At 34.0% G+C, this 26,579-nt stretch carries 27 protein-coding genes; 20 read left to right on the top strand and 7 right to left on the bottom strand.

Features of this window, described 5'->3' with window-relative positions; all coding sequences use genetic code 11:
• The first annotated feature begins 19 nt into the window (after nt 1-19).
• The 4 genes from LPC23_RS09170 to LPC23_RS09185 all read left to right on the top strand — a co-directional run bounded on the left by LPC23_RS09170 (nt 20) and on the right by LPC23_RS09185 (nt 1,695).
• Nucleotides 20-244: a DUF433 domain-containing protein gene (locus LPC23_RS09170; RefSeq protein ID WP_229324850.1), complete on the top strand. Its 225-nt coding sequence runs from the start codon at nt 20-22 to the stop codon at nt 242-244.
• The gene (locus LPC23_RS09175) at nt 241-582 is read left to right on the top strand and encodes a DUF5615 family PIN-like protein (protein ID WP_229324852.1); all 342 of its coding nucleotides are present in this window, start codon (nt 241-243) and stop codon (nt 580-582) included. Before LPC23_RS09170 ends, LPC23_RS09175 begins: the two co-directional genes overlap by 4 nt.
• A 15-nt stretch (nt 583-597) precedes the next feature.
• Nucleotides 598-1,053, top strand: a complete 456-nt coding sequence (coaD, locus tag LPC23_RS09180; protein WP_229329740.1) for a pantetheine-phosphate adenylyltransferase — start codon at nt 598-600, stop codon at nt 1,051-1,053.
• Nucleotides 1,054-1,116: 63 nt separating this feature from the next.
• Complete coding sequence (locus LPC23_RS09185) at nt 1,117-1,695, top strand: PhnA domain-containing protein (RefSeq protein ID WP_229329742.1); 579 nt, start codon at nt 1,117-1,119, stop codon at nt 1,693-1,695.
• 96 nt (nt 1,696-1,791) lie between these two features.
• Here the strand turns inward: LPC23_RS09185 and LPC23_RS09190 are convergent, their stop codons facing one another.
• On the bottom strand, nt 1,792-3,135 hold the full coding sequence (locus LPC23_RS09190; RefSeq protein WP_229329744.1) for a DEAD/DEAH box helicase: 1,344 nt from the start codon (nt 3,133-3,135) through the stop codon (nt 1,792-1,794).
• Between the two features lie 113 nt (nt 3,136-3,248).
• Between LPC23_RS09190 and LPC23_RS09195 the strand changes: the two genes are divergently transcribed.
• The gene (locus LPC23_RS09195; protein WP_229329746.1) at nt 3,249-4,979 is read left to right on the top strand and encodes a M14 family metallopeptidase; all 1,731 of its coding nucleotides are present in this window, start codon (nt 3,249-3,251) and stop codon (nt 4,977-4,979) included.
• 12 nt (nt 4,980-4,991) lie between these two features.
• On the opposite strand, the gene LPC23_RS09200 is transcribed toward LPC23_RS09195, so the two are convergent.
• Nucleotides 4,992-5,591, bottom strand: coding sequence for an NUDIX hydrolase (locus LPC23_RS09200; protein WP_229329748.1), 600 nt, complete (start codon nt 5,589-5,591; stop codon nt 4,992-4,994).
• Nucleotides 5,592-5,598: 7 nt separating this feature from the next.
• Between LPC23_RS09200 and pyrE the strand changes: the two genes are divergently transcribed.
• On the top strand, nt 5,599-6,240 hold the full coding sequence (gene pyrE / locus LPC23_RS09205) for an orotate phosphoribosyltransferase (RefSeq protein WP_229329750.1): 642 nt from the start codon (nt 5,599-5,601) through the stop codon (nt 6,238-6,240).
• Between the two features lie 17 nt (nt 6,241-6,257).
• Nucleotides 6,258-6,650, top strand: coding sequence for an SRPBCC family protein (locus tag LPC23_RS09210; protein WP_229329752.1), 393 nt, complete (start codon nt 6,258-6,260; stop codon nt 6,648-6,650).
• A 52-nt stretch (nt 6,651-6,702) separates the two neighbouring features.
• Here LPC23_RS09210 and LPC23_RS09215 read toward each other — a convergent pair whose 3' ends face one another.
• Nucleotides 6,703-7,431: a biotin--[acetyl-CoA-carboxylase] ligase gene (locus LPC23_RS09215; protein ID WP_229329754.1), complete on the bottom strand. Its 729-nt coding sequence runs from the start codon at nt 7,429-7,431 to the stop codon at nt 6,703-6,705.
• 96 nt (nt 7,432-7,527) lie between these two features.
• Here LPC23_RS09215 and rsfS point away from each other — a divergent pair, with 96 nt between their 5' ends.
• The 7 genes from rsfS (at nt 7,528) to LPC23_RS09250 (ending at nt 13,126) form a co-directional block, all read left to right on the top strand.
• Nucleotides 7,528-7,899, top strand: a complete 372-nt coding sequence (gene rsfS / locus LPC23_RS09220) for a ribosome silencing factor (RefSeq protein ID WP_229324880.1) — start codon at nt 7,528-7,530, stop codon at nt 7,897-7,899.
• Nucleotides 7,900-7,914: 15 nt separating this feature from the next.
• A complete protein-coding gene (ftsH, locus tag LPC23_RS09225; RefSeq protein ID WP_229329756.1) occupies nt 7,915-9,831 on the top strand; it encodes an ATP-dependent zinc metalloprotease FtsH in 1,917 nt (638 codons plus the stop codon).
• Between the two features lie 110 nt (nt 9,832-9,941).
• Entirely contained in the window at nt 9,942-10,544 is a 603-nt protein-coding gene (locus tag LPC23_RS09230; protein ID WP_229324884.1) for a lactate utilization protein B/C, read from the top strand.
• Nucleotide 10,545: 1 nt separating this feature from the next.
• Nucleotides 10,546-11,436, top strand: a complete 891-nt coding sequence (locus tag LPC23_RS09235) for a phosphatidate cytidylyltransferase (RefSeq protein ID WP_229329759.1) — start codon at nt 10,546-10,548, stop codon at nt 11,434-11,436.
• Nucleotides 11,426-12,079 carry a phosphatidylserine decarboxylase family protein gene (locus tag LPC23_RS09240; RefSeq protein WP_229324888.1) on the top strand — a complete coding sequence of 218 codons (654 nt, stop codon included), beginning with the start codon at nt 11,426-11,428 and terminating at the stop codon, nt 12,077-12,079. The genes LPC23_RS09235 and LPC23_RS09240 overlap by 11 nt, the downstream gene beginning before the upstream one ends.
• Nucleotides 12,079-12,348, top strand: coding sequence for an acyl-CoA-binding protein (locus tag LPC23_RS09245; protein WP_229329761.1), 270 nt, complete (start codon nt 12,079-12,081; stop codon nt 12,346-12,348). Before LPC23_RS09240 ends, LPC23_RS09245 begins: the two co-directional genes overlap by 1 nt.
• Before the next feature lie 7 nt (nt 12,349-12,355).
• The gene (locus LPC23_RS09250; RefSeq protein ID WP_229329764.1) at nt 12,356-13,126 is read left to right on the top strand and encodes a superoxide dismutase; all 771 of its coding nucleotides are present in this window, start codon (nt 12,356-12,358) and stop codon (nt 13,124-13,126) included.
• 10 nt (nt 13,127-13,136) lie between these two features.
• Here LPC23_RS09250 and LPC23_RS09255 read toward each other — a convergent pair whose 3' ends face one another.
• Nucleotides 13,137-14,996 (bottom strand): alpha-amylase family protein, encoded by a 1,860-nt coding sequence (locus LPC23_RS09255; RefSeq protein ID WP_229329766.1) that lies wholly within the window; start codon nt 14,994-14,996, stop codon nt 13,137-13,139.
• A 223-nt stretch (nt 14,997-15,219) separates the two neighbouring features.
• Here LPC23_RS09255 and LPC23_RS09260 point away from each other — a divergent pair, with 223 nt between their 5' ends.
• The 6 genes from LPC23_RS09260 to hemN all read left to right on the top strand — a co-directional run bounded on the left by LPC23_RS09260 (nt 15,220) and on the right by hemN (nt 23,965).
• Complete coding sequence (locus LPC23_RS09260; protein ID WP_229331588.1) at nt 15,220-16,788, top strand: OstA-like protein; 1,569 nt, start codon at nt 15,220-15,222, stop codon at nt 16,786-16,788.
• Nucleotides 16,789-16,855: 67 nt separating this feature from the next.
• Nucleotides 16,856-18,043, top strand: a complete 1,188-nt coding sequence (locus LPC23_RS09265) for an aspartate aminotransferase family protein (protein WP_229329768.1) — start codon at nt 16,856-16,858, stop codon at nt 18,041-18,043.
• 113 nt (nt 18,044-18,156) lie between these two features.
• The gene (locus tag LPC23_RS09270; RefSeq protein ID WP_229329770.1) at nt 18,157-19,551 is read left to right on the top strand and encodes a tetratricopeptide repeat protein; all 1,395 of its coding nucleotides are present in this window, start codon (nt 18,157-18,159) and stop codon (nt 19,549-19,551) included.
• Between the two features lie 2 nt (nt 19,552-19,553).
• Nucleotides 19,554-20,303, top strand: a complete 750-nt coding sequence (locus LPC23_RS09275) for a shikimate dehydrogenase family protein (protein WP_229329771.1) — start codon at nt 19,554-19,556, stop codon at nt 20,301-20,303.
• Nucleotides 20,304-20,509: 206 nt separating this feature from the next.
• Nucleotides 20,510-22,465, top strand: coding sequence for a DUF349 domain-containing protein (locus LPC23_RS09280; protein ID WP_229329772.1), 1,956 nt, complete (start codon nt 20,510-20,512; stop codon nt 22,463-22,465).
• Nucleotides 22,466-22,600: 135 nt separating this feature from the next.
• Complete coding sequence (gene hemN / locus LPC23_RS09285; protein ID WP_229329773.1) at nt 22,601-23,965, top strand: oxygen-independent coproporphyrinogen III oxidase; 1,365 nt, start codon at nt 22,601-22,603, stop codon at nt 23,963-23,965.
• 3 nt (nt 23,966-23,968) lie between these two features.
• On the opposite strand, the gene LPC23_RS09290 is transcribed toward hemN, so the two are convergent.
• The 3 genes from LPC23_RS09290 to ccoG are packed head-to-tail and all read right to left on the bottom strand — an operon-like array spanning nt 23,969 to nt 26,565.
• A complete protein-coding gene (locus LPC23_RS09290; RefSeq protein ID WP_229329774.1) occupies nt 23,969-24,670 on the bottom strand; it encodes a sulfite exporter TauE/SafE family protein in 702 nt (233 codons plus the stop codon).
• A 6-nt stretch (nt 24,671-24,676) separates the two neighbouring features.
• Nucleotides 24,677-25,126, bottom strand: a complete 450-nt coding sequence (locus tag LPC23_RS09295; RefSeq protein ID WP_229327155.1) for a FixH family protein — start codon at nt 25,124-25,126, stop codon at nt 24,677-24,679.
• Nucleotides 25,127-25,146: 20 nt separating this feature from the next.
• A complete protein-coding gene (gene ccoG, locus LPC23_RS09300; RefSeq protein ID WP_229329775.1) occupies nt 25,147-26,565 on the bottom strand; it encodes a cytochrome c oxidase accessory protein CcoG in 1,419 nt (472 codons plus the stop codon).
• Nucleotides 26,566-26,579 lie beyond the last annotated feature (14 nt).

The raw sequence follows: 26,579 nt of genomic DNA on the forward strand, positions 1-26,579 counted from the left end.
TGTAAAAAAATTAAATAGCATGGTTGATTATAAATCCTATATAGAAATGAATGCTAACGTAAGATTCGGAAAACCAACTATAATCGGTACCCGAATTACGGTTTTTGATATTTTAAGTTGGCTAGCCAATGGAATGACTACAGACGAGATTGTAGAAGATTTTCCAGAATTAAATGAAACTCAAATCAAAGCTTGTCTTGCTTATGCAGCTGACAGAGAACATAAAATTCAAATTGCATCGTGAATTTGTTGTTCGACCAAAATATCTCTTTCCGAATAATAGGGAAAATCAGTTCCTTATTTCCAAAAGCTAAACAAGTTAGGCAATTAGGAATTGAAAATTATTCTGATATTGAGATTTGGAAATTTGCAAAAGAAAACCACTACACTATTGTTACTTTTGATGCCGATTTTTTTGATTTATCAAATTTCAGAGGACATCCGCCCAAAATTATTTGGTTGCGTTTCGGAAACACAAAAACAGATTTTCTTGCAGAAGTAATCAACTCAAAAAGTTCTATTATCCAAGATTTCATTCTATCTGAAGCTTATTCAGCAATTTCTTGCTTAGAAATCAAATAATTATCTCCTACAAAAATGAGAAAAGCTATATTTCCAGGTTCATTTGACCCGATTACCTTAGGTCACGAAGACATCATCAACAGAGCATTGCCTTTGTTTGATGAAATTGTGATTGCAATTGGAGTCAACGCCGATAAAAAATACATGTTTTCATTAGAAGAAAGAAAACGTTTTATTGAAGAGACTTTCAAAAACGAACCTAAAATTTCAGTGATAACCTACGAAGGTTTGACGATTGATTTGTGTCATAAAATCAATGCTAACTTCATTTTACGCGGTTTGCGCAACCCTGCCGATTTCGAATTTGAAAAAGCCATTGCACACACGAACAGACGTTTGTCTAAGATTGAAACCGTCTTTTTATTAACGGCTGCCAAAACTTCGTACATCAGTTCGAGCATCGTTCGCGATGTGATTCGAAATCACGGCGAATATGAACTATTAGTACCTCAAGCCGTTCGAGTACTATAGCATTATGTCCTAAATATTTGTGATAAGCGCTATATAGCGTTACATTCGCCAAAAAACAAATTAATGAGTTTAGATAGAGAATTAAACAAACGTAGTGGCGGTCAATGTGAATTGTGTACTGCTACTGAAAACTTAAAAGTATATACCGTTTTACCTACTCAAAAAGGCGGCATTGAAGAAAGTGTTTTTGCATGTGCTACATGTATTGACCAAATTGAAAATCCAGATAATTTCGATTTGAACCACTGGCGTTGTTTGAATGACAGTATGTGGAGCGAACAAATAGCAGTTCAGGTTGTGGCTTGGCGAATGTTAAGCCGTATGCGTACTGCAGGTTGGCCACAAGAATTATTGGACATGATGTACCTTGACGAAGATACTTTAGCTTGGGCGCAAGCCACTGGCGAAGGAGAAGACGACGAAAACAAAATCATCCACCGCGATAGTAATGGCGTTATTTTGGAACACGGAGATTCTGTAGTTTTAATCAAAGACTTGAAAGTTAAAGGGTCAAGTATGGTGGCTAAACAAGGAACTGCGGTGCGTAACATTCGTTTAGATCACGAAAATGCCGAATACATTGAAGGAAAAGTCGATGGGCAACAAATAGTAATCATCACACAATACGTAAAGAAAATATAATTTTTAGTTACAACTAAAACAAAAAAACGTCTTGATAGCTCAAGACGTTTTTTTTATTAATAATCATACATCGAATATCGTAAATCGTATATCGAATTATTCTTCTTTCTTAATCACTTTTCGAGCGACTTCAATTTTAAACTTCTTCCCTTTCATTTTTTCATCTCTCACATTAAGAAGTAAATCTTTCACTTTATTGAATTTTACTGCTGCAAATGAAATGAAATCTTTGACTTCAATCAATCCTAAATCACCTTTTTCTAATTTCCCTTTTTGAGAAAAGAAACCTACAATATCAATCTTATTCAGTTTGTTTTTCTTTCCACCGCTAATGTAAATCGTTTGGAATTCAGGTGGTTTTGGTAAAGTTGTAGCCGAATCAACTTTCAGTACGTCCATACCATAATCCAAATACTCCATTTTTTTCTCTGATTCATGTGCCACGATATAAGCCGTTCCCGAAGCTTGCATACGAGCCGTACGCCCATTTCGGTGTGTAAATTCATCTTCTTTCAAAGGCAAGTGATAATGAATTACGTGTTTCATCTCTGGAATGTCCAATCCACGTGCCGCTAAATCAGTAGTGATTAAATAGCTCACACTTCCATTTCTAAACTGAATCAAAGCGCGTTCACGTTCATCCTGATCCATTCCGCCATGATAGTAAGTGGCATAAATTCCTTTGGTGTTTAAAGTGTCGCTAATGCGTTCAGCCGCATCGCGATGATTGCAAAAAATAATAGCTGCTTGCGATTTCAACGAACATATCAATTGAAACAAAGTATTGATTTTATCTTTCTCTTTAGAAACGACCATTTTCATACTTAAGTTATTCTCCTCTTGTGTTTCGGGAATAAAATCCAAAACAGTAGGATTGACAACACGAGTGTATTTTGGAATTTCAATATCCGAAGTCGCCGACACCAAAACGCGTTTGTTTAACTTGGTTAGTTTGCCAATGATAAACGACATTTGCTCGTGAAACCCTAATTGTAAGGATTTGTCGAATTCGTCCAAAACTAAAGTTTGAATTTTATCCACTCGGAAAGTACCTCGGTCAATATGATCAGCGATTCGACCTGGAGTTCCAATCAACACCGCTGGCGGATTGCTTAGGTTTTTGATTTCTGTATCAATAGAGTGACCGCCATAACAGGTATTTACTTTATAATCGGTTCCCATTTTTTTCCAAACTTGTTCTATTTGCAATCCCAGCTCACGAGAAGGAACTAAAATTAAACATTGTACTGAAAGTATTTCGGGTTGTAATAATTCAAAAATAGGCAATAAAAAAGCCAATGTTTTTCCCGAACCCGTAGGCGAAAGCAATAAAACATTGTTATCGTTTAAAATAGCGTCTTGAGCTACTTCTTGCATTTCATTTAGACTTACAATGCCTAAATTCAAAAGGATATTGTTGGAATGGTGTTTTGTATTCATGGCGCAAAGATAGTGCTTTGGTTTGCGAATAAGAAAACCCAAGTCTTTATTTGATTCTTTTTCACTGATAATTTAAAAAAAGCTACATTTGATATTTATAAAAATTACCAAAAATGAGATTTTTAACGACGCTTTTACTCCTGTTTTCCTTGACTATTTTGGCACAAAACCAAACAAAATACACTACTTATTTTGAAAAAAGAAACGGCAATCAATCCGCAACTTACCAAGAGACAATTGCTTATTTTCAATTATTGGCGAACGATTTTGAAACCATCGATATAAAAACAATGGGCTTAACCGATAGTGGCGAACCCTTGCACATGGTTACCTTCAATTCGGATGCCACTTTTGATTTTGAGACTATTCAAAAAAACAAAGCTGTATTGTTAATCAACAACGGAATCCACGCAGGAGAACCTGACGGAATTGATGCTTCGATGCAGTTCTTTAGAGATTTGGCTTTAGGCAAAATAAAAGCGCCCAAAAATACTGTAATTGTATGCATTCCAGTCTACAATATTGGCGGTGCTTTAAACCGAAACAGCTTCACCAGAGCCAATCAAAACGGACCAGAAGAATATGGTTTTAGAGGTAATGCCCGTAATTATGATTTGAATCGGGATTTCATTAAATCGGATACGAGAAATACCAAAAGTTTTGTGGAAATTTTCCATACCACTAATCCCGATGTGTTTATTGACAACCACGTGAGTAATGGTTCAGATTACCAATACAAACTGACTTACATCATGACCGAACCAACTAAATTAGGCTCTGTTTTAGGTTCGTATTTAAGAAAAGAAATGATGCCCAGCTTGGTTTCAGATTTACAGAAGAAAAAAATCGAAACGACTCCTTATGTCAATACCTTCCACGAAACACCAGACCAAGGATTCGCTCAATTTTTTGACAGTCCGCGCTACACAACTGGCTATACTTCCCTATTCAATTCCATTGGATTTGTAGTTGAAACACATATGCTAAAAAAATACGCTGATCGTGTCAAAGTCACCTACGAATTCATGAAATCTACTTTAGAATTCACCGATACAAATTATTCCAAAATAAAGCAGATTAGAAAAGACAACGAAGCGCAATTTCAACCCAACAAAAACTACACTTTACAGTGGGAAGTGGACAAAAAAATTCAAGAACCGTTCACTTTTTTAGGCTATGAAGCGGGTTATAAAAAAAGTGAAGCCACTACAGGTCAAAGGTTGTATTACGACCGAAGCAAACCCTTCAAAAAAGAAGTGCCTTTCTTTCCGCAATACAAGTCAGTCAAAGACATTACTATTCCAAAAGCTTATGTCATTCCGCGTGGTTTTTGGCCTGTGATTGAACTTTTAAAAAGTAATGGCATTGCCTGTCAAACTATTCAAAAAGACACAATTATTGAAGTAGAAAGCTACCGAATTACTGATTTCAAAACTACGACTTCAGCTTACGAAGGACATTACAATCACCGAAACACAGTGGTCAACTCAATGATCGAAAAAAGAGCTTTCGCAAAAGGAGATTATATTATTCCGACCCAACAAAAAGGGATTAAATACATCTTGGAAACATTAGAGCCAGAAGCCGTAGATTCGTATTTCAATTGGAATTTCTTCGATCCAATTTTACAACAAAAAGAAGGCTATTCCGATTATGTATTTGAAGATACTGCAGCGCAATTATTAAAAGACAATCCGAAATTAAAAAGTGATTTGGAGGTAAAAAAACAAAAGGAACCCGAATTTCTGAACAATCCTAAAGCGCAATTGGATTGGATTTACAAGCAGTCTATGTACTACGAAAAAGCTCATTTAAACTATCCTGTGTACCGAATAACTAAATAAAAAAAAGCTCCTTTACGGGAGCTTTTCTTCTTCAAATAATAATTTAATATTTTCATAGGAGTTCTTCAAAGCCTCTTTGATTTGTAATGTACTCAACCATGCTACTTTTTCAATTCCTTCTTCGGCTTGACCCACTAGTGTTCCATCATAATCAGAAGTCATTTCAAACCAATGCGTGATTTTAAGTCGGTATTTGCCGTTGCGTTTAAAAACATGATAGGTTTTCTGAAGCTTTTTAGTTACTTTAAGTTTTCCAACTCCCGTTTCTTCTTCCACTTCACGCATGGCAGTGTCCTCAATTTCTTCTCCTTTGTTAGTTCCGCCTTTAGGCAAATCCCACTTTCCATTTCTAAAAATAAAAAGCACCTCCCCTTTTTTATTGTAAACCAAGCCACCACCCGCTTTATTTACAGGTATTTTTTCTTTTAAAGTTTTCAAAATTTCCTTTTCATCGGGATGATACAAATAGGCTTTTTGAATTTTATTTTGAAATATTTTTACAATAAGCTGTTCGATGTCAATACTTTCTAACAAAAACAATTGGAAATCGGTCTCCTTAGAGATATGATTTGTTAAAAAAAGTGGTTTGTCGTTCACAAAAACTTTATACATTTGCGCTATGATTTTTAATAAAGAAACAGCCGAAAAAACAGCCGAATTGCTTTTGCAAATAAATGCAATTAAATTGAATCCAAAAAATCCATTCACTTGGGCTTCTGGATGGAAATCGCCAATCTATTGCGACAACCGCTTAATCCTTTCATTTCCAGCCATCCGAAATTATGTTCGCGATGAGTTTGCCAAAAATATTGAAAAAAAATTTGGTAAACCCGACGTAATTGCAGGAGTTGCTACTGGAGCTATTGGAATTGGTATTCTTGTTGCAGAAAGTATGGGATTGCCTTTTGTATATGTTCGTCCTGAACCTAAAAAACACGGAAGACAAAACCAAGTAGAAGGTTTTTTACAAAAAGGTCAAAATGTAGTTGTGGTAGAAGACTTAATTAGTACCGGAAACAGTAGCTTACTTGCTGTTGAAGCTTTGAAAGAAGCTGGGGCTAATATCAAAGGAATGGCGGCAATTTTTACTTATGGTTTTGATGTTGCTGAGCAAAATTTCAAAAATGCCAATGTAGAACTATACACTTTAAGTAATTATAAAAACTTATTGAACTTGGCTGTTGCCAAAACTTATATCACTGAAGAAGAACAACAAACTTTGAGCGAATGGAACGTGAATCCTTCGACTTGGAATGTATAATTTGAAATAAAAAACAGATGAATTTAGAAAGCCCAAAAGTTAGCGTTCAAAAATCAGCTCAAAATCTATTTGATTTGTTGTCTGATGTAAAAAACTTTGAACAATTAATGCCTGAAAATATTGCGAAATTCGAAGTGATTGGCGCTGATGCTTTCATTTTTGGTTTAAAAGCAATGCCTGAAATCAAATTAGTCATTAAAGAAAAAGCAGCTCCAAATAAACTCGTTTTAGGTGCAGCAAGTGACAAACTACCTTTTACTTTAACAGCTTCAATTGACGCTGTAAGTAATACAAGTTCAGACGTAAAATTAGATTTCGAAGGGGATTTCAACCCAATGATGGCGATGATGATTAAAGGACCTATCCAGAAATTCATCGAAACCTTGGCGGAGAATATGCACAAATTATAATATAATCTGATTATAAAAAAAGGGCTGTAAATCAAATTACAGCCCTTTTTTATTAGTATAACATTTGAATTTCTTTAATGTCGAATTCGGAAATCGTATCATCCTCTAACAAAACTTGCAACTTCCCAATTGGAGATATGCCTTGAATAATTCCCATAAATTTTTCCTCTTTTTGATTCATAAACGGCATTGGAATATCTTTTTTATATAAACAGTCTACAAATTGTTGACGCAACGAAGCTGGATTATGTTTAATCTCTATCACATTGGCTTTAAGTTGAGTTACAATAGCTGAAAGCAACTCCTCTTTGTCCAACTCTTGACCTGTTATTACTGCCAAAGAAGACGCTTTGGGTAATCCCTCAAAATTAGTTTGGTTCACATTTAATCCTAAACCTACAATTGAATGTATAGAACCGTCACTTTTAATGCTATTTTCAATCAATATTCCACTAATTTTTTTATTGGCTGACAGAATGTCGTTTGGCCATTTGATACTCAAATCAGGAATGTTATTCTTTTTAAGAGTTGTAATAACAGCTAAAGATACGGCTATATTTAAATTGAAAATTTCATTGATTTCAATTAAAAAGTCTTTAACCAATACACTCATTATTAGATTTTTACCCACTTCTGAATTCCAAACAGCTCCCATTTGCCCCTTACCTTTGGTTTGGTTTTCAGCAGTAACAACTGTAAAGTTTTCTGGATCTTGTTGAGCTGATATACCCTTAAGAAAATCATTAGTAGAATCTATGGCATCGAGTTTGATTAGTTTCATTTAACTTTATTTATAATACAGAACTTAATATTCTGTTAATGGTTCAAAAATAATCACAAAAAATGGTAACTTTACCAACTTATATTAAAATAATTCATGGCGAAAAAGACTATAAATAATGATGCACTTATTGCAAACATTATCAAAGGAATCGAAGAAGTAAAAGGAAATGATGTTGACATCCTTGATTTAAGAGAAATAGATACCGCAGTTTGCGACTATTTTATTATCTGCAATGGAACTTCAAATACTCAGGTTAATGCAATTGTAAGTTCTATCCAAAAAACAGTTTCAAAAGAATTGAAAGACAAGCCTTGGCATGTTGAAGGAACAGACAATGCTGAATGGGTTTTGATGGACTATGTGAATGTGGTGGTGCATGTTTTCCAAAAACACATCCGTGAATATTATAATATTGAAAGCCTTTGGGGAGATGCAAAAATCACTACAATCGAAAACAAATACTAAAGAAATACACTAGTAATGGCGAATAATAATCCAAATAAATTTAAAGTTAGTCCTTGGTTAGTTTACGCAGGAATTCTCCTAATTTTTCTTTTCATCAGTTTTGCAACTGGAGGAAGTAATTTCGAAGAACCAGCACAGTTAACATCGTCTAAATTCAACAATTTCCTAGAAAAGGGTCAGGTTGAAAAAGTGATTGTATACAATAAAAGTGAAGCAGAAGTCTATTTAACAGCTGCTTCTTTGAAAGATAAAACACATGCAAAAGTTGCCAAAGATGTTTTTGATCGTCCTAACGCTGGACCTCATTATACTTTAGAAATTGGAAACGATCAAATTTTTCAAAATAAATTAGAGAAAGCTGTCGGAGAAGGAAAGTTAAAAGATTTTAACTTCTTACAAAAAAGCAATTGGACGGACATTTTTGTTAGTTTGTTACCAATAATCATCATCATAGCCGTTTGGATATTCATCATGAGAAGAATGTCAGGTGGCGGTGGCGGTGGCGGTGGCCAAATATTCAATATTGGCAAATCAAAAGCCAAACTATTTGACGAAAAAACAGATATCAAAACAACATTTAAAGATGTTGCAGGATTAGAAGGAGCTAAAGAAGAGATTCAAGAAATCGTTGAGTTCCTTAAAAACCCTGAAAAATATACCAACTTAGGAGGTAAAATCCCAAAAGGAGCGCTATTAGTAGGACCTCCAGGAACAGGTAAAACCTTATTGGCTAAAGCTGTAGCTGGTGAAGCTCAGGTGCCTTTCTTTTCATTATCAGGTTCTGATTTTGTTGAAATGTTTGTAGGGGTTGGAGCTTCTCGTGTAAGAGATTTGTTCAAACAAGCTAAAGAAAAATCGCCAGCTATTATCTTCATTGATGAGATCGATGCGGTAGGTAGAGCGAGAGGTAAAAATAATATGTCAGGTGGTAATGACGAACGTGAGAATACCTTGAATCAGTTGTTAACTGAGATGGATGGTTTTGGAACGAATTCGAATGTTATTGTACTAGCAGCTACCAACCGTGCTGACGTTTTAGACAAGGCGTTAATGCGTGCTGGACGTTTTGACAGACAAATTTTTGTCGACTTACCAGACATTCGCGAACGCGGAGAAATCTTTAAAGTACATTTAGCACCTTTAAAGAAAATCGAAGGATTAGATGTGGACTTTTTAGCGAAACAAACTCCAGGTTTCTCTGGCGCTGACATTGCTAATGTTTGTAACGAAGCAGCTTTGATTGCAGCAAGAAACAACAAAACTGCAGTTGACAAACAAGATTTCTTAGATGCCGTTGATCGAATCATAGGTGGTTTAGAAAAGAAAAATAAAATTGTAACTCCTGAGGAGAAAAAAGCAATTGCTATACACGAAGCAGGTCACGCAACTGTAAGTTGGATGCTAGAACATGCTGCTCCGCTTATCAAAGTAACAATTGTACCAAGAGGACAAAGTTTAGGTGCTGCCTGGTATCTTCCTGAAGAACGTTTAATCGTTCGTCCAGACCAAATGTTAGACGAAATGTGTGCTACCATGGGCGGAAGAGCAGCTGAAAAGGTGATTTTTAACAGAATTTCTACAGGTGCATTGAGTGATTTAGAAAAAGTGACTCGTCAAGCGAGAGCTATGGTAACTGTTTATGGTTTGAATGAAAAAATTGGAAATGTTACCTATTACGATTCTTCTGGACAAAGTGAATACAGTTTTTCTAAGCCGTATTCTGATGAAACTGCCAAAGTAATTGATGAGGAAATCTCAGCATTAATCGAAGGTCAATACCAAAGAGCAATTCAAATATTAGAAGAAAACAAAGAGAAACTAAACCAATTAGCTGATATTCTAATCGAAAAAGAAGTTATTTTTAAAGATGATTTGGAAGCTATTTTTGGTAAACGAAGTTTTGATGCAAACCTAGAGGAAGTAGTTTCTTAAATTAACTAATTTCAATTATTTAGAAAATCTTAATTCAAAAATAACTTTTGAATTAAGATTTTTTTATCTTTGAACGTTTTCTATACTATTTTAGTAGTTCAAATACGGATATGAGTCTTTTTAAAAAATTTTTTGGTTCTAATAATCCTTCCTCAGATGAGGATAAAGACAACGAACAAAGTCAATTTTTACCTGAAGTAACTTTGGCTGTTGACGAGGCATTTATCTACCATTTCAAAAAAAATGGAGGAAAATTTATTTATTGCGAAAATAAGTCAGAAGTATCTGAACAGTTTGAAAATATTCTTGAAGAGAATGATTGGTATGAAAATGAAGTATTGTGTTTTGATACTAATTTATTCCACCTTTTAGAAGAAAACAAATTACCTTTCGAAAACCCTGCTAACCCAACATTTTTACTTGCTAGCTGTGAAAATTTAATCGCTGATGAAGGTTCTATATTATTTTCATCAAAGCAAATTAAACAACTAAAACCGGATGTTTTGCCTTTAAACATTATTGTAATTGCAACTACTAGCCAAATTCTTGGTACTAAAAGTGATGGTTTAAGTGCTATTAAAAAGAAATACGAAAGAGACTACCCTACCAATATAACAACCATAAAATACTTCGAAAAAGCTAAGGAAGAAGACTTTACACAATATGGAAGTTCAGCTAAGAATCTATATCTATTGCTTCTAGAAGATCTTTAAAATGAATGAAACGCTTAAAAGAGGATTATCAGGTGTAGTTTACATCACTCTATTATTATCCTCAATCCTTTACTCTACAGAAAGTTTCATTTTGTTATTTGGAATTTTTTTGGTCATTGCAACCTATGAATTTTGTAGTTTGGTAAAGCTTCAAAACATAATTCCGATATCTTTTGTAATAATTGCATATTCTGTAATCAGTTTATTAAGTTACTACAAGAATCAAACTGACGAATACCTTTCGCATGTATTAGAAAAACCAATACATCTGGGCGTAAATGTTGATCGATTGAATATCAGCTTACTGATTATTAGCTTATTAGTATTTACAAAATGTTTGTTTTTCTTGTTTGATAATAAAGTTCAAACCGTATCGGTTATATGGAAGTACTTGTATTTATTGGGCTATATTTTAATGCCTTTTATATTTATAGTGAAGATATCTTTTGGAATTATTGATTACAATCCAAAAATTATTATAGGTCTATTTATTTTGATTTGGACTAATGATACCTTTGCGTACTTGGTTGGAAAATCAATTGGCAAGCATAAATTATATGAAAGAATATCTCCTAAGAAAACAATTGAGGGTTTTCTAGGTGGGGTAGTCTTTGCCGTTTTTGCAGGTTATTTGATTTCAAAACTATACATCAAACCAAATCCTGATTTTAGCGATACTTCGATATTAATTTGGACAATTATTGCATTGATTGTTGGGGTATTTGGAACTATTGGCGACTTAATTGAATCCAAATTCAAACGAATTGCAGAAGTTAAAGACAGTGGAAAAATAATGCCTGGTCATGGAGGCATACTAGATCGTCTAGATAGTGTTATATTTGTAGCACCAATTGTATATTTATTTTATCAAATTTTATCATATGTTTCATAAAGAAGGTACTCCCTCTATTTTATTAGGTATATTCGTAACCGCCATTGTTTTACTCGTAAGTGACAATTTAATTGACACCAACTGGATTAAGATGACTATCCAACTCATCACACTACTTTTTTTAATTATCATTCTTCAATTCTTTAGAAATCCAAAACGTACTTTTATCTTAAACGAAGATCAAATTTTATCTCCTGTAGATGGAAAAGTGGTAGTTATTGAAGAAGTTTATGAAGCCGAATATTTCAAAGACAAACGTTTACAAGTTTCTATTTTCATGTCACCAATAAATGTACATGTTACCCGTTACCCAATGGGAGGTAAAATCAATTTTAGTAAATACCACCCTGGTAAATTTTTGGTGGCTTGGCACCCAAAAGCGAGTGAAGAAAATGAAAGAACTACCATTGTAGTTGAAAATAAATCATTTGGAGAAGTATTGTACAGACAAATTGCGGGTGCTTTAGCCAAACGTATTGTGAACTACGCCGAAGAAGGAATGCAAGTAATTCAAGGAACTGATGCTGGTTTCATTAAATTTGGTTCAAGAGTAGATTTATTTTTACCTTTGGGAACGCCAATAAATGTAGTGTTAAACCAAAAAGCAATTGGAGGAAAAACCATTATTGCAACTAAAGCATAATGATTCATAATGATTTAGAAAAACGTTTTGAAGAGGCGGTTAATGCTGCCTCAAAAATGACGCAAGCTTCTTTGCCACAAGATGTACAATTGCGTTTGTATGCGTTTTATAAACAAGCCACATTTGGTTCGGCAGAATACAATCAATCTGATAATTTTGATTTAAGAAATGCGTTTAAAACTAATGCATGGATGCAAATTAGTCATTTATCTGTAGAGGAAGCAAAAGAACAATATATAGCCATCATAAATTCTTTATTGAAAAAATAATCAAGTCATGAAAAAGCACTTTTTAAAAGTATCTTATGTAGTATTCTTTTTTATTTTATTCTCTTGTAATAAGAAAAAACTAACTGAAGTAGTAGAAGTTCCTTTGCCAAGTGCAACAGAAAAAATAACAATGGGTGTTCCTGATGATGTTGTTGCTGATGATGGATCTTTCCAATTGGAAAAGCTTTCCTATGGTTACGATGCAATGGCGCCTCACCTTTCGGCCATGACCTTAGAAAATCATTATTCAAAACATTATCTTTCTTACACCAATAAATTAAACGAAGCCATTGCAGGTACTAATTTAGAAAATCTAACCATTGAAGAGGTTTTAAATCAATTAGACACCAATAATGAAGAACAAAAAAACAATGCAGGTGGGTATTATAACCACTCTTTGTATTTTAAGATACTAGGAGCCAAATCAGCAGGAAAACCAAAAGATTCTTTAGCAACAGCAATAGAAAAAGATTTTGAATCATTCGATAATTTTGTTACTCAATTCAAAGGTGAAGCAACTAAATTGTTTGGCTCGGGTTGGGTTTGGTTGATTGTTGACCGTTCTGGAAAATTACAAATCACAAGTACAGCTAACCAAGATAACCCTTTAATGAGAAATGCTAAAGTACAAGGTAAACCTATTTTAGCTTTAGATGTTTGGGAACACGCTTATTACTTGGATTACCAATACAAAAGAAAAAACTACATTGACGCTTTCTTTACTATAATCAATTGGAGAAAAGTGGAAGAAAATTATGAAGAAGCTATTGCGCAATAGCAAATTAATTTTACTTTAACTCAAAGATAAAAGATTCCGAAGGTTTCATCTCTATTTTTGCTTTTCCTTGACCATTAATTACTTTTAAAGTGGATTTACTTTGATACAATTGATCAACAATAGTGTATTTACCATCTTTTAAATGCCATTTTTGAATAATCTCTTTAGGGATTATTAATTCAAATTGACTCGCTTTAGATGTTGAAAAATTAGCAATTACAATCAATTTTTGGGTGTCTGACCATCGTACAAACGAATACATTTCTGGTAAATATCCTTTTTTATTAGTAGTATTAGTGGAGTGAATTTCTTGAAATTGGCCAATTAAAGCCGAACTTTTCAAACTAAAATTCAATACTTTTTTATAGAAATCACGCAATTCTTTTTCAGATTTAGACAATTGCCCGCCATCAAATTTTCCGCCATTCATCCAGCGTTGGTGATTAGGAACGCCAACATAATCAAAAATAGATGTTCTAGAATGAGAACCGAAACCTCCGTTTTCATTTCCTGCCTCGCCTACTTCTTGTCCGAAATAAATCATGGTTGGCGAAGTACTTATCGTTGCTGAAACTACCATTAGCGGTTTTCCGTTTTCTGCTGAACCTGCAAATTCAGGACTTGCTAATCGTTGCTCGTCGTGATTGTCTAAGAAATGCAGCATATGATGCTCAATGTCAGCCAATCCCTTTTGAATATTGGTAATCGGATCCGTTTGACTTTTGCCTTTTACAATTTCTTTCAACTTGTCGTACAATTCGACTTTGTCGTACAAATAATCCATTTTGCCAAAATGAATGTAATTTCTATATTCATTTGGATTATAAACCTCTGCTAATAAAAACGCATCAGGTCTTTGTACTTTAATAGCTGAATTCATATAACTCCAAAACTCATAGGGCACCATTTCGGCCATATCATAGCGAAAACCATCAACTCCTTTTGCCAACCAATATTCGGCAATAGCGCGAAATTTTTTCCAAGAATTGGGTACTTCTTTGTCTTTCCAAAAAGCAAAATGATCTTCACACGATTTAGTTTCAAAACCAGCAGGAAGTGTTGGGAAATCTTTTGTACCGTCAGGACGAATTCCGTAATTAACTTTTACCGTTTCGTACCAATCGTTTTTGTCTGGTTTTGCTAAACGTGAGCCATTTCCAGTCCATTTAGCCGGAAATTCATCAAATTTTCCATCAATTAATGGATTGTTTTCTCCATTCAAAGGAGTAATTCCGTCAGGTATTTGAAAACTAGTATTAGGAATATAATAGAAATTATTGTCTTTATGGTATTCAACCGTTACATCATCATCAGCACCAAAATCGCTAACACCTATTGGATTATTCTTTCCTTCATATTTTCGGGCAACGTGATTCGGAACGATATCAATGATCAACTTTAATCCCGCTTTGTGAGTACGTGCAATCAGGGCTTCAAATTCTTGCAAACGATTAGCTGGATTCACAGCCAAATCAGGATTTACATTATAATAATCCTTTACAGCATAAGGAGAACCCGCTCTTCCTTTCACCACTTTAGGATCATCATTAGCTATTCCGAATTGTGTATAATTTCTAATCACTGCATGGTGTGGCACTCCCGTATACCAAACATGACTTACCCCTAAATCTTTGATTTCTTGTAATGCTTTGTCTGTAAAATCATTAAACTTCCCTACCCCATTTTGTTCTATGGTTCCCCAAGGTGCATTAGTAGTATTGGTATTTCCAAACAACCTTGTAAATACTTGATACACTACAAGCTTTTGTTTGGAGCTTGATGTATTTATTTGTTTCTTTTTTTCTGTATTTGATTGTGCAACAGTTGATAAAGTAATCAGACAAGCAACGGAAAGTAAAAATGATTTCATACTATTCTAAATGGTAATTAGCAACAAATATAAATTATTTTAAGGCATTGACAAGGTTTGTGATTCACTGCTGACATAAACTCATTAAATGCTTTATAATTATTTCTAAAATACCCTTGCTCTTCATACAATTTGATTAATTTTATACCCAAAATTATTCATCTTGAAAAAATTTCGATTAGCACTCTATTTTGTTTTGTCAGTTGTACTTGCTCCAAAAGTAATGGGACAGGTACCTAAAAAAATCATAGTAGAACATTCTGATTTTGCCGATGTAAACCAAGTAGAAATACCGGATGCTTTTTTACTTACTGGTAATGTTCGTGTCAATCATGACGGAGTAGTTTTAACCTGTAATAAAGCCTACTATTTTCAAAAAGAAAACTATATCAAAGCTTTCGGAAACGTACAGTTAGTTCAAGGCGACACACTCTTCCTAAATAGTAAATATGCCGAATACAGTGGAAATGTAAAAAAAGCATTTGCAACAGGTGATGCCGTAATGAGTTCTCCTGAGGCGACTTTGGTAACCGACACCATTAATTTTGACCGAAACACACAAGAAGTTTTTTACAACACTAAAGGAACAATTACCAACTTACAAAACACCTTAATCAGTAAGTCTGGAAAATACTATGTTCCTGAGAAAAAATTCCAATTCCTAACCGAAGTCACAATTACCAATCCTACATACGTTATCAAATCCAATCATTTAGATTATTACAGTAATTCAGGGCACTCCTACTTATTAGGTGCGTCTACGATTACAAGTAAAGCCAACTACATTTATACGGAAAAAGGATTTTACGATACCAAGAAAAACAAAGCACATTTCCTGAACAAATCGTATATCAAATACGATGACCGAATCATTCGGGGCGATAGTTTGTATTACGACAGAAATAAAGAATTTGCTTCGGCTTCGCGAAATGTTAAGATTACGGATTCCATCAATCGTGGTATTGTCAAAGGACATTATGCCGAAATGTACAAGAAAAAAGATTCTCTTTTTGTAACCAAAAGAGCCGTTGCTATTAACTTTGTCGAAAATGACTCGGTGTATATTCATGGGAAAAAATTAATGGTAACAGGAAAAGAAGGAGACCGAATCATTCGCGCCTTCAATAATGTGCGCTTTTTCAAAAAAGATATGAGTGGCAAATGTGATTCGATTCATTCGAGTTCCAAAATAGCGCTGACCAAATTAATTGGAAATCCCATTCTATGGAACGGAGAGAGTCAAATTACGGGAGATATTATGCATCTCATTGGCAACAACACTTCGCAAAAATTAGACTCGCTCAAAGTATTGAACAACACCTTTCTCATCTCAAAAGATACTCTTGGAACAGGCTACAATCAAATTAAAGGACAGAATCTCTTTGGCAAATTTGAAGAAGGAAAACTGCACGATGTAGATATCATCAAAAACACCGAAGTCATTTATTATATGCGAAATGAGGCTCAGGAACTCATTGGTATCAACAAAAATAAAAGCAGTAAAATCAATATTTTATTCAATAAAAATGAGGTAGATGAAATTACCTTTTTTAAGCAAGTGGATGGCGATTTATTTCCTGAAAAAGACTTGCCAGAAAACGACAGAAAGTTAAAAGGATTTATTTGGCGTGGCGACGAACGGATTCTATCCAAAGACGATATATTTCCTCCCGAAGAAAATAAGGATAATGAAAAAATAGCCAAACAAGCTAAAGCACAAAAAGACAAGAAAAATGTCCCGATGAAAGTGCGAAAAGAAACTTTGGATTACGATAAAAAGAAGAAGAAATAGCGGTTGAAATAGCAATCGCAAAAATCAATTGCAATATCAATTTTAAGAGCAATTAAATCATATTAAAGTGAACAACGATTTTATACAATACCAAGCACAAACCTCTCCTTATCCTTTAGGAATGGAGGTGTCACATGCTATAGGATCGTACATTTACGATACAAACAACAATCGTTATTTGGATTTTGTAGCGGGAGTTTCTGCTTGTTCATTAGGACACCAACATCCAAGAGTAAATCAAGCCATTAAAGACCAATTGGATTTGTATTCGCACGTGATGGTCTATGGCGAATATTCGCAAAGTCCGGCGGTGGAATACTGCAAATTGATGGCTTCGCTCCTGCCCGCTCCTTTAGACAAAACCTATTTAGTTAATTCGGGTACCGAGGCAATTGAAGGAGCCTTAAAATTAGCCCGACGCGTTACAGGTCGTAGCCAATTGATTTCGTGTCACAATGCGTATCACGGCAACACCATGGGATCTTTGAGTGTGATGGGATTTGAAGAACGCAAACAAGTCTTTCGTCCTTTAATTCCAGATGTTGAATTCATCACTTTTAATAACGAAGCTGATTTAGAAAAAATAACCACCAAAACTGCGGGAATCTTACTTGAAACTATTCAAGGTGGCGCAGGATTTATCCAACCTGAAAATGATTTTTTGAAAAAAGTGCGTCAACGTTGCGACGAAGTCGGTGCCATGATGATTTTGGACGAAATTCAACCTGGTTTTGGTCGAACTGGAAAACTTTTTGGTTTCCAAAATTACGATGTTGTTCCTGACATTGTAGTCATGGGTAAAGGAATGGGCGGCGGAATGCCTGTTGGAGCTTTTACCGCTTCGGCTACTAAAATGGATTTGTTAAGTCACAATCCGAAATTAGGACACATTACTACTTTTGGCGGACATCCTGTCATAGCGGCAGCTTGTTTAGCGACCTTGAAAGAAATAACTGAGACTACACTCATGTCCGATGCTTTAGCTAAAGAAAAACTCTTCCGTGAACTATTGGTACATCCTTTGATAGAGGAAGTCAGAGGAAAAGGATTAATGTTGGCCGCAATGACAAAAAATGCCGATATTACCAACGAAGTAATTTTGAAATGTCAAGACAGAGGGTTGATTTTATTCTGGTTGCTTTTTGAAGCATGTGCTATTCGAATTACACCGCCACTTACTATTTCAGAAGAAGAAATCAGAGAAGGTTGCGCCATTTTACTAGAAGTAATGGACGAAGTCGCTCAAAAAGTATAGCTGATTTCAACTCGGTTTTTGTTAATTAAATTGTTCACAACAATTCTTGCTTTTTCTCAAGAGACGATTCTATTTTCCTAATTTTATTTAGGCCAAAATCAAAAACAAAAAGCATGCAATTAAGCAACGAAGAAGAAGATTACAACTTATCTCTTTCCAAATTTGAGTCGATGTTAAAGACCAATAAAGTCTTGTTTTTTGACTCCGAAGAATTTGAAGAAATTATCCTTCACTATATCGATTCGGGAAAAACTTCTTTGGCTAAAAAAGCTTTAAAGTTAGCTTTGGAACAACACCCGAAATCTACAGGTTTAAAATTGGTTCAAGTTGAAATGTTGGTTTATGAAGACCAATTGGATTTGGCAGATAAAATGCTAAATGAGTTGTATGCCATTGAGCCTAATAACGAAGAAATTTACATTCAGAAAGCCAATATCTGTTCCAAAAGAGATCAACACGAAAAAGCAGTTGAACTTTTAAAAATTGCCTTACAATATACTGATGATTTCGCCGATGTCTATAACTTAATTGGAATGGAATACCTTTTTATGGACAATTTAGAAATGGCGAAAGACAGTTTTATCAAATGTTTGGAAGAGGATTTAGAAGATCAATCTGCCTTGTATAACGTGGTATATTGTTTTGAGTTTTTGGACCAAAACAAAGAAGCCATCGCCTATCTGAATCAATACATTGAGAAAAACCCATATAGCGAAATTGCATGGCATCAAGTTGGTCGCTTACACTATGGATTAAAAGAATACGAAGAAGCATTGCGTGCTTTTAATTATGCTACTTTAATTGACGACGAATTCATGGGTGCTTTTATGGAAAAAGCCAAAGCATTGGAGCGCTTAAAAATGTATGCTGAAGCTATTGAAAGCTATGAAAGAACTATTGAATTAGACGACGCTACTTCATATGCTTTGCTTCGCATTGGAAAATGCCACGAACGACTAGGGAATACTGCTTTAGCAATCAAATACTACAATCAAACGGTTCACGAAGACCCGCTTTTAGATAAAGGTTGGATTGCAATCACGGACTTTTACGTTCGCGAAAAAAACTTCCAAAAGGCTTTGTTTTACGTTAATAAAGCATTGGCAATTGACAATCAAAATCAAATGTATTGGAAGCGTTATGCTACCATCAACAAGCAAATGAATTTCTTTGAAGAAGCTGAATTTGGATACCGTAAAGCGGTAGAATTTGGCGACTACCAATTAGATACTTGGTTGTTTTGGGTAGATATTTTGCAGTTTTTAGGAGAATTTGATAGTGCCATTCAAACCTTATTGCAAGCTACTGAATATTTCCCTGAAGAAAACGAAATTGAATACCGTTTGGCAGGTTTGTATTTCATGATACAAGATAAAACCAAAGCAAAATTTCATTTGAGCAATGGTTTGCGTTTGAACTTTGATAATTACATCCTTATGGAAGAATTATTTCCAATGATTTGGGAAGAAAAAACGGTTCAAAACTACATTGCAAAACATAAGAAATAAAGATGACGCCACCTATCAAAAAACGTTTTGGTTTACTGGGACGGAACATCAACTATTCGTTTTCCAAAGGCTATTTTACGGAGAAATTTGAGAATGAAAAATTAGTAGGATACACTTACGAAAATTTTGACATTCCAACTATTGAATCTTTTTGGGACGTAATCAAAAATAATGACCCCTTAAGCGGAATTAATGTTACTATTCCTTACAAAGAAGAGGTAATTCCATTCTTGGATAAATTATCGAAAAAAGCAATCAAAATTGGAGCAGTTAACACTATTAGATTTACTAAAAAAGGTAAACTAAAAGGGTATAATACTGATTATTACGGTTTTCAAAAATCCTTAGAACCATTATTAGAATCCCACCACAAGAAAGCTTTAATTCTTGGTACTGGCGGCGCTTCAAAAGGAGTAGCTTTTGCTTTAGAAGAATTAGGAATTGAGTATACTTTTGTTTCAAGACAAGCTAGTGAAACTGTTTTGGGTTACAATCAAATAACAGACTTAATCTTTGACGAATACCAAATTGTAATTAACTCCACCCCAGTAGGCACAAGTCCTAATACAGAGGCATATCCTGAAATACCTTACGAGTTTTTCACTAAAAAACACATCGCTTACGACTTGATTTACAATCCTGCCGAAACACAATTTTTGAAAAAAGCACATCACCAAGGCGCTACAACTAAAAACGGATTGGACATGCTTATTTTTCAAGCAGAAAAGGCATGGAAGATTTGGAATAAATAAAAAACTATTCCTTTTTAATCTCTCAGTTAAATTCCAGTAAATTAATTTCACCTAGGGTTAAAGCTATTCTTATGAATAGAAATACCTATTCTAAATACATCTTTATTTTAACGTAAAACGATGATAAATAAGGGATTTATTTTGCAATTCCACTCGGGTTTACTATCTTTCGACTTGAATAATTAGGAACCTTACACATTTTAAAAATGTTAGAAGAAAAGAATGATAACCTGCTAAATGCAGACGGAAACAGTGCTGATTCAGTAGAATCAACACCAACAGTTACACCAAATGAGGTAGTGACAACTGTATCGGAATCAGTTGAAGAAATTGCTGAAACTGATGAAAATCAAACCATTATTGAAGCAATCGCCGACAGTAATGCAGAAGAAAGCGAAGACGAAAGTTTGAAAGAGCGTCACGATATTCCGATGCAAGACTATGATGCATTATCGATGGAATCACTTGTAGATGAATTGAACACATTAGTATCCAACGAGAAAGTGTCATCAATTAAAGACCATGTAGAGGAAATCAAAAAGGCATTTTTATCCAAATACAATCATCTTATTGAAGAGAAAAAAGAAGAATTCCTTGCTGAGAATCAAGATCCAAATGAAGAATTCCAGTATCATTTTCCTCTAAAATCAAAATTTGACAACATCTATTCTGTTTACAGAAACCATAAAAACGAACATTTTAAGAGTTTACAAGCGAACCTAAAAACTAATTTAGAAAATCGTTTGGCTATTGTTGAAGAGTTAAAAGAATTGATTAATCCGCAAGCCAACATTAAAGACATTTTAAAACATTTTAATGATTTAAGAGAGCGTTGGAAAAATGCAGGACCTATACCAAAAGATAAATACAACCACGTTTGGAATAACTATCATTTTCATGTAGAAAATTTTTATGATTATTTGCACTTAGATCGTGAAGCGAGAGACATTGATTTCAAACACAATTTAGAGCAAAAACAAAAAATTGTAGCTCGTGTAGAAGAATTAGTAAAAGAAGAAGACATCAACAAAGCGTTCCGTGAATTACAAGATTTACACCGCATTTGGAAAGAAGAAATTGGACCTGTTTCTAGAGAACACCGTGAAGAAATTTGGAACCGTTTTAGTGAATTAACAAAACAAATGCATGATAAACGCGAATTGTTATTTGAAAAACTAAGAGGTGCCGAAGTAGAAAATTTAGCAAAGAAAAATGAAATTATTGCTCAAATTGAAGTGTTGGCAACTGAAAAAGTAAATGCTCACACGCAATGGTTAGCACAAATAGAAAAAGTTGAAGCTTTGAGAGCTGCATTTTTTGCAGCAGGTAAAGTTCCGGCTGATGTCAATGAAGCTACTTGGAGTGCTTTTAAAACTGCAGTACGTAACTTTAATTCTTTCAAGAATTCGTTTTACAAAGACATCAAGAAAGATCAAAACGATAACTTGAGTAAAAAACAAGCTTTGGTGGCTAAAGCCAAAGAATTACAAGAAAGTACTGATTTTGCTACTTCTACTCCTATTATGAAACAAATTCAAGAGGAATGGAAGAAAATTGGACATGTACCAAGAAAGTATTCGGATAGTATTTGGAAAGAATTTAAAGATGCTTGCAACCATTATTTCGATAAATTAAAAGAGCAAAAGAACGAAGAAAATAGTGAAGAAGTAGCTGCTTTTGAAAACAAAAAAGCCTATTTAGAAACCTTGAGAGCGTTTCAACTAACTGGAGACCATAAAACCGATTTGGATGGTATTAAGTTACATATTCAAAACTGGAAAGGCTATGGAAGAGTGCCTTTTGCAAGACGTCATATTGAAGGTAAATTCAATAAAATATTAGATGCCCTTTTTGAAAAATTAAGTTTAAGTAAAAAAGATTCGGATATGATGCGTTTTGCTAACCGTATCGATCAATTGTCAGAAAGCAATGATTCACGCAAATTAGAAAGCGAAAAAATATTTTTGATTCGTAAAATCGAAGAAGTACAAAACGAAATTTTTCAGTTAGAAAATAATATTCAGTTTTTTACCAATACCAAAAATGCTAAAAAAGAAAATTCTATTGTGTTAGAGGTTCGTAAGAATATCGCCATTCACAAAGAAAGTTTAGAAGTTTGGAAAGAAAAATTGAAGCAATTACGCAATTTAAAACAAGAATAATTTTCTGATCAATACATTCTCAAAACCTCAATTCAAAAGATTGAGGTTTTTTTATGCAAAAAAATGAAGGAATGATAAATATCATTTTAATTGGCTGAAAGTCGGTTTACTTTTGATCTTTCAAATGATTATGTTATGACTCATTCACTAATCCAAAAGTACAATGTACCTGGCCCGAGGTATACAAGTTACCCAACAGTTCCCTATTGGAATGAGCTTAACTTTAGCTATGAAATTTGGTTATCAACACTCAAAAAATCATTTGAAGAAAGCAACACAACTGAAGGTATTAGTTTGTACATTCATTTGCCATTTTGCGAAAGCATCTGTACATTTTGTGGTTGTAACAAACGAATCACAAAAAATCATGAGGTAGAACATCCTTACATTCAAGCAATTTTGAAAGAGTGGACTTTGTATTGTGAGGTTCTTGGAGAAAGACCCAACATTAAAGAAATTCATTTAGGTGGTGGAACTCCAACCTTTTTCTCCTCTGCCAACTTAGAGTTGCTAATTAACGGGATTTTGGCGAAAGCAAATAAAGCTAATAATTATGAATTTAGCTTTGAAGGGCATCCCAATAATACTACACGAGAACAATTACAAAAACTGTATGATTTAGGGTTTAGACGTGTTAGTTTTGGTGTACAAGATTATTCAGAAAAAGTACAAAAAGCGATTCATCGTATTCAACCCTTTATCAATGTTGCCAAAGTCACTTTATGGGCAAGAGAAATTGGTTATACCTCAATAGGACACGATATAATATTTGGTTTACCTTTTCAGGAAAAAGAAGATGTAATTGATACTATTGAAAAGACTAAATCATTACAACCGGATCGTTTAGCGTTTTACAGCTACGCTCATGTGCCGTGGATCAAAGGAAATGGACAACGTGGTTTTAATGATGAAGATATTCCAAAGGATGAGATAAAACGAGAATTATACGAAACCGGCAAAGAATTATTGTATAAAAATGACTATCACGAAATTGGTATGGATCATTTTGCTTTAACAACTGATAGTTTATTTGAGTCCTTTGAAATTGGTAAATTACATCGTAATTTTATGGGTTATAGTTCTTCTAAAACGCAATTAATGATTGGTTTAGGCGTTTCGTCTATCAGTGATAGTTGGTATAGTTTTGCTCAAAATGTAAAAACGATTGAAGACTATTACCAATTGTTGGATACCAATACCATTCCTGTTTTTAGAGGACATGTATTGACAGATGAAGATTTAATCATTCGAAGACATATTTTGAACCTAATGTGTCAGTTTGAAACTTCTTGGGCTAACCCAAAAAACTACTTTGATGAAATTCCAGAAATTATATCTCAATTAAAAGAAATGAAAAAAGATGGATTAGTGCATTTTATCCCTAATGGGATTCAAGTTACAGAAGTAGGGAAACCATTTGTTCGTAATGTTTGCATGGCTTTTGACTTGCTTTTAAAGCGAAAAGCACCCGATACTGCATTATTTTCAATGACAGTTTAATCATCAATGACAATTTGGTGTGTCTTGAACAAACAAACTCATATTAGCAGGTGAAATGTATGGAATTCCCAATCCTAAACCTCGTAAAATGAATAAGACACCTATAATAACTCCAACATAGGGAATCACTTTTTGCACTTTATTTCGAAAACGGACAGTCATTATAGAATTAAAAAAGATAACACTACTCATCATTGGAATTGTACCTATTCCAAAAAGCAACATATAAAGTACTCCAAACGGTACACTTTGCATGGCAATGGAACCAAATAAAGCGACATAGACCATTCCACAAGGTAAAAATCCATTGAGCAAACCAATGGTAAATAACGATTGATAACTTTTGTTTTTAAATTGCTTTCCTAAAGAAGATTTAATTTTCGAAATGAGACGGTAAACGGGTTTAGAAAAATTGTAATTCGCCAAAACTCTTTCGGGAGTTACAATTGTAATAATCATAGCTATCCCGATAAAGATTGATAATCGTTGCTGAATTCCTGCCAAAAAAAAGCCTTTTCCTACCAAACCAAAAATCAATCCAATAGTAGCGTAAGCAGACAATCGTCCTATATGATACGTTATTATTTGAGTTACCTTTTTAGCAGGATTTGTTCTGTCTACTGGGATCATCAAGGCAATTGGCCCGCACATTCCAATACAATGCAGGCTACTAATTAAACCAAAGATGAATGCAGAATACAACATACTTTACTAACGAATATAAATAATTTCTTTAGTTAAATAAGCCTTTCCTTCGTATTGCCATTCCATATTAATATCCCAGCGGCCATCTATCAAACTTTTTTTAGGTATGAGCAAAGTTGATTCAGAAATCGAAATCGGAATTTCGAAATCAAATTTCTTGTTAGATGGCCTATATAGGGATACCATTCCTTTGATTTTATTGGGAACAAAAGTTGCAGGAAATCTAATTTCAGCCCCTTCTGAAGTCAATACAATTGTTGGTTTTTGTGCTAAATTCTGAGCATTTTGAGAACGTTGCATTTCTTCTCCAAATCGAGCGTCGTGTTTATAGTACTCTTCAACAACTAAATCATTATCGTATTTGGAATTGGATTGTACCTCAACAACAAAATACAAAATGAAGGTCATGAATAAACCAAAGGCAATTACAATACCTGTTCCCCAATTAAATTTAATTTTCATTTTCTATGTGATTTTTAATCAAAACTTCTTGGACTAAGGAAATTTGTCGTAGCTGTTTCAATTTTTTTATTTCCGTTATATACCTCTATATCTAATTTCGTTTTATCCGTATCCAACAGATATTGATTGATTTCAATAAATAAAGTACCACTGTTCATACCTTGTTTTGGGACTTTAAAATCTTGTTTACCTACTAATTTCAATGTTCCATTTATACCTACTAATTTAAAATGAATGTCTTTAAACTCATCATTTGTTTTATTAATTATTTTAAAGGTATATACATTACTGATATTTTCCCCTTTATGTTGAAACAATTGTCCTGGTAAACGTAATATTGTTGCTTCAACATCGGTTCTTAAAAACAAAAGTCCAGTTAATACACCAATTAAAATTACTAAAACGGCAGAGTACCCCTTCATTCTAGCAGTAAATTGAAACTTGGTCTTTTTCTCGATTTCATCTTCAGAAGCATATCGAATTAATCCTTTTGGCAAACCAACTGTTTCCATAATTGAATCACATTCGTCAATACAAGCAGTACAGTTTACACATTCTAATTGCGTTCCGTTTCGAATATCGATTCCCGTTGGACAAACATGTACACATTGATGGCAATCAATACAATCACCTTTTCCAGTTGCAGCACGATCCTCATTTTTATTTAATTTAGCTCTACCTGCTTCTTTTTCTCCACGAACAAAATCGTAGGCTACGTTAATGGATTTATTATCTAAAAGTACACCTTGTAATCTACCGTAAGGACAGGCAATGATACATACCTGCTCTCTAAACCAAACAAAAACAAAATAGAATACTCCAGTAAAAATTAACAATGCAATTAAAGTACTTAAATGACTTTCAGGACCATCTTCAATCATTTTAAATAATTCGTCGCTACTGATTAAATAAGCTAAAAACACATTGGCAATGAAAAAAGAAATAACCAAAAATACTGACCATTTCAATCCTTTTTTTCTGATTTTTTCAGCGTTCCATTCTTGTTTGGCTAATCGAATTTGAGCCCCTCTATCTCCTTCTATCCAATATTCAATTCGGCGAAAAACCATTTCCAAAAAAATAGTTTGCGGACAAATCCACCCACAAAAGATACGTCCAAAAATTACGGTAAAGAGAATGACAAATACCACACCCAATATCATAAACAAAACAAACAAGTAAAAATCTTGAGGCCAAAACGGAAAACCAAAAATATTAAAACGACGTTCCAAAACATTAAACATCATAAATTGATTACCATTAATTTTAATAAATGGATTGGCAATCAAAATAGCTAACAGAAAATAACTTACTATCTTACGGTATTCATACAATTTACCCGAAGGTTTTTTTGGAAAGATAAATTTTCTGTTTCCGGTCTCATCAATAGTTCCGATACTATCTCTAAAGGATTCGTCTTGAATATTTGCCATGGTATTGTAATTTT

The sequence above is a fragment of the Flavobacterium ammonificans genome, from assembly GCF_020885975.1.
Taxonomy (GTDB): Bacteria; Bacteroidota; Bacteroidia; order Flavobacteriales; family Flavobacteriaceae; genus Flavobacterium; species Flavobacterium ammonificans.

What these genes read in the sequence shown, in the direction of transcription:
- LPC23_RS09170 (WP_229324850.1), top strand. Translation starts at nt 20, where the DNA reads ATGGTTGATTATAAATCCTATATAGAAATGAATGCTAACGTAAGATTC.
- coaD (WP_229329740.1), top strand. Translation starts at nt 598, where the DNA reads ATGAGAAAAGCTATATTTCCAGGTTCATTTGACCCGATTACCTTAGGT.
- LPC23_RS09185 (WP_229329742.1), top strand. Translation starts at nt 1,117, where the DNA reads ATGAGTTTAGATAGAGAATTAAACAAACGTAGTGGCGGTCAATGTGAA.
- LPC23_RS09190 (WP_229329744.1), bottom strand. Translation starts at nt 3,135, where the DNA reads ATGAATACAAAACACCATTCCAACAATATCCTTTTGAATTTAGGCATT.
- LPC23_RS09195 (WP_229329746.1), top strand. Translation starts at nt 3,249, where the DNA reads ATGAGATTTTTAACGACGCTTTTACTCCTGTTTTCCTTGACTATTTTG.
- LPC23_RS09200 (WP_229329748.1), bottom strand. Translation starts at nt 5,591, where the DNA reads ATGTATAAAGTTTTTGTGAACGACAAACCACTTTTTTTAACAAATCAT.
- pyrE (WP_229329750.1), top strand. Translation starts at nt 5,599, where the DNA reads ATGATTTTTAATAAAGAAACAGCCGAAAAAACAGCCGAATTGCTTTTG.
- LPC23_RS09210 (WP_229329752.1), top strand. Translation starts at nt 6,258, where the DNA reads ATGAATTTAGAAAGCCCAAAAGTTAGCGTTCAAAAATCAGCTCAAAAT.
- LPC23_RS09215 (WP_229329754.1), bottom strand. Translation starts at nt 7,431, where the DNA reads ATGAAACTAATCAAACTCGATGCCATAGATTCTACTAATGATTTTCTT.
- rsfS (WP_229324880.1), top strand. Translation starts at nt 7,528, where the DNA reads ATGGCGAAAAAGACTATAAATAATGATGCACTTATTGCAAACATTATC.
- ftsH (WP_229329756.1), top strand. Translation starts at nt 7,915, where the DNA reads ATGGCGAATAATAATCCAAATAAATTTAAAGTTAGTCCTTGGTTAGTT.
- LPC23_RS09230 (WP_229324884.1), top strand. Translation starts at nt 9,942, where the DNA reads ATGAGTCTTTTTAAAAAATTTTTTGGTTCTAATAATCCTTCCTCAGAT.
- LPC23_RS09235 (WP_229329759.1), top strand. Translation starts at nt 10,546, where the DNA reads ATGAATGAAACGCTTAAAAGAGGATTATCAGGTGTAGTTTACATCACT.
- LPC23_RS09240 (WP_229324888.1), top strand. Translation starts at nt 11,426, where the DNA reads ATGTTTCATAAAGAAGGTACTCCCTCTATTTTATTAGGTATATTCGTA.
- LPC23_RS09245 (WP_229329761.1), top strand. Translation starts at nt 12,079, where the DNA reads ATGATTCATAATGATTTAGAAAAACGTTTTGAAGAGGCGGTTAATGCT.
- LPC23_RS09250 (WP_229329764.1), top strand. Translation starts at nt 12,356, where the DNA reads ATGAAAAAGCACTTTTTAAAAGTATCTTATGTAGTATTCTTTTTTATT.
- LPC23_RS09255 (WP_229329766.1), bottom strand. Translation starts at nt 14,996, where the DNA reads ATGAAATCATTTTTACTTTCCGTTGCTTGTCTGATTACTTTATCAACT.
- LPC23_RS09260 (WP_229331588.1), top strand. Translation starts at nt 15,220, where the DNA reads ATGGGACAGGTACCTAAAAAAATCATAGTAGAACATTCTGATTTTGCC.
- LPC23_RS09270 (WP_229329770.1), top strand. Translation starts at nt 18,157, where the DNA reads ATGCAATTAAGCAACGAAGAAGAAGATTACAACTTATCTCTTTCCAAA.
- LPC23_RS09275 (WP_229329771.1), top strand. Translation starts at nt 19,554, where the DNA reads ATGACGCCACCTATCAAAAAACGTTTTGGTTTACTGGGACGGAACATC.
- LPC23_RS09280 (WP_229329772.1), top strand. Translation starts at nt 20,510, where the DNA reads ATGTTAGAAGAAAAGAATGATAACCTGCTAAATGCAGACGGAAACAGT.
- hemN (WP_229329773.1), top strand. Translation starts at nt 22,601, where the DNA reads ATGACTCATTCACTAATCCAAAAGTACAATGTACCTGGCCCGAGGTAT.
- LPC23_RS09290 (WP_229329774.1), bottom strand. Translation starts at nt 24,670, where the DNA reads ATGTTGTATTCTGCATTCATCTTTGGTTTAATTAGTAGCCTGCATTGT.
- ccoG (WP_229329775.1), bottom strand. Translation starts at nt 26,565, where the DNA reads ATGGCAAATATTCAAGACGAATCCTTTAGAGATAGTATCGGAACTATT.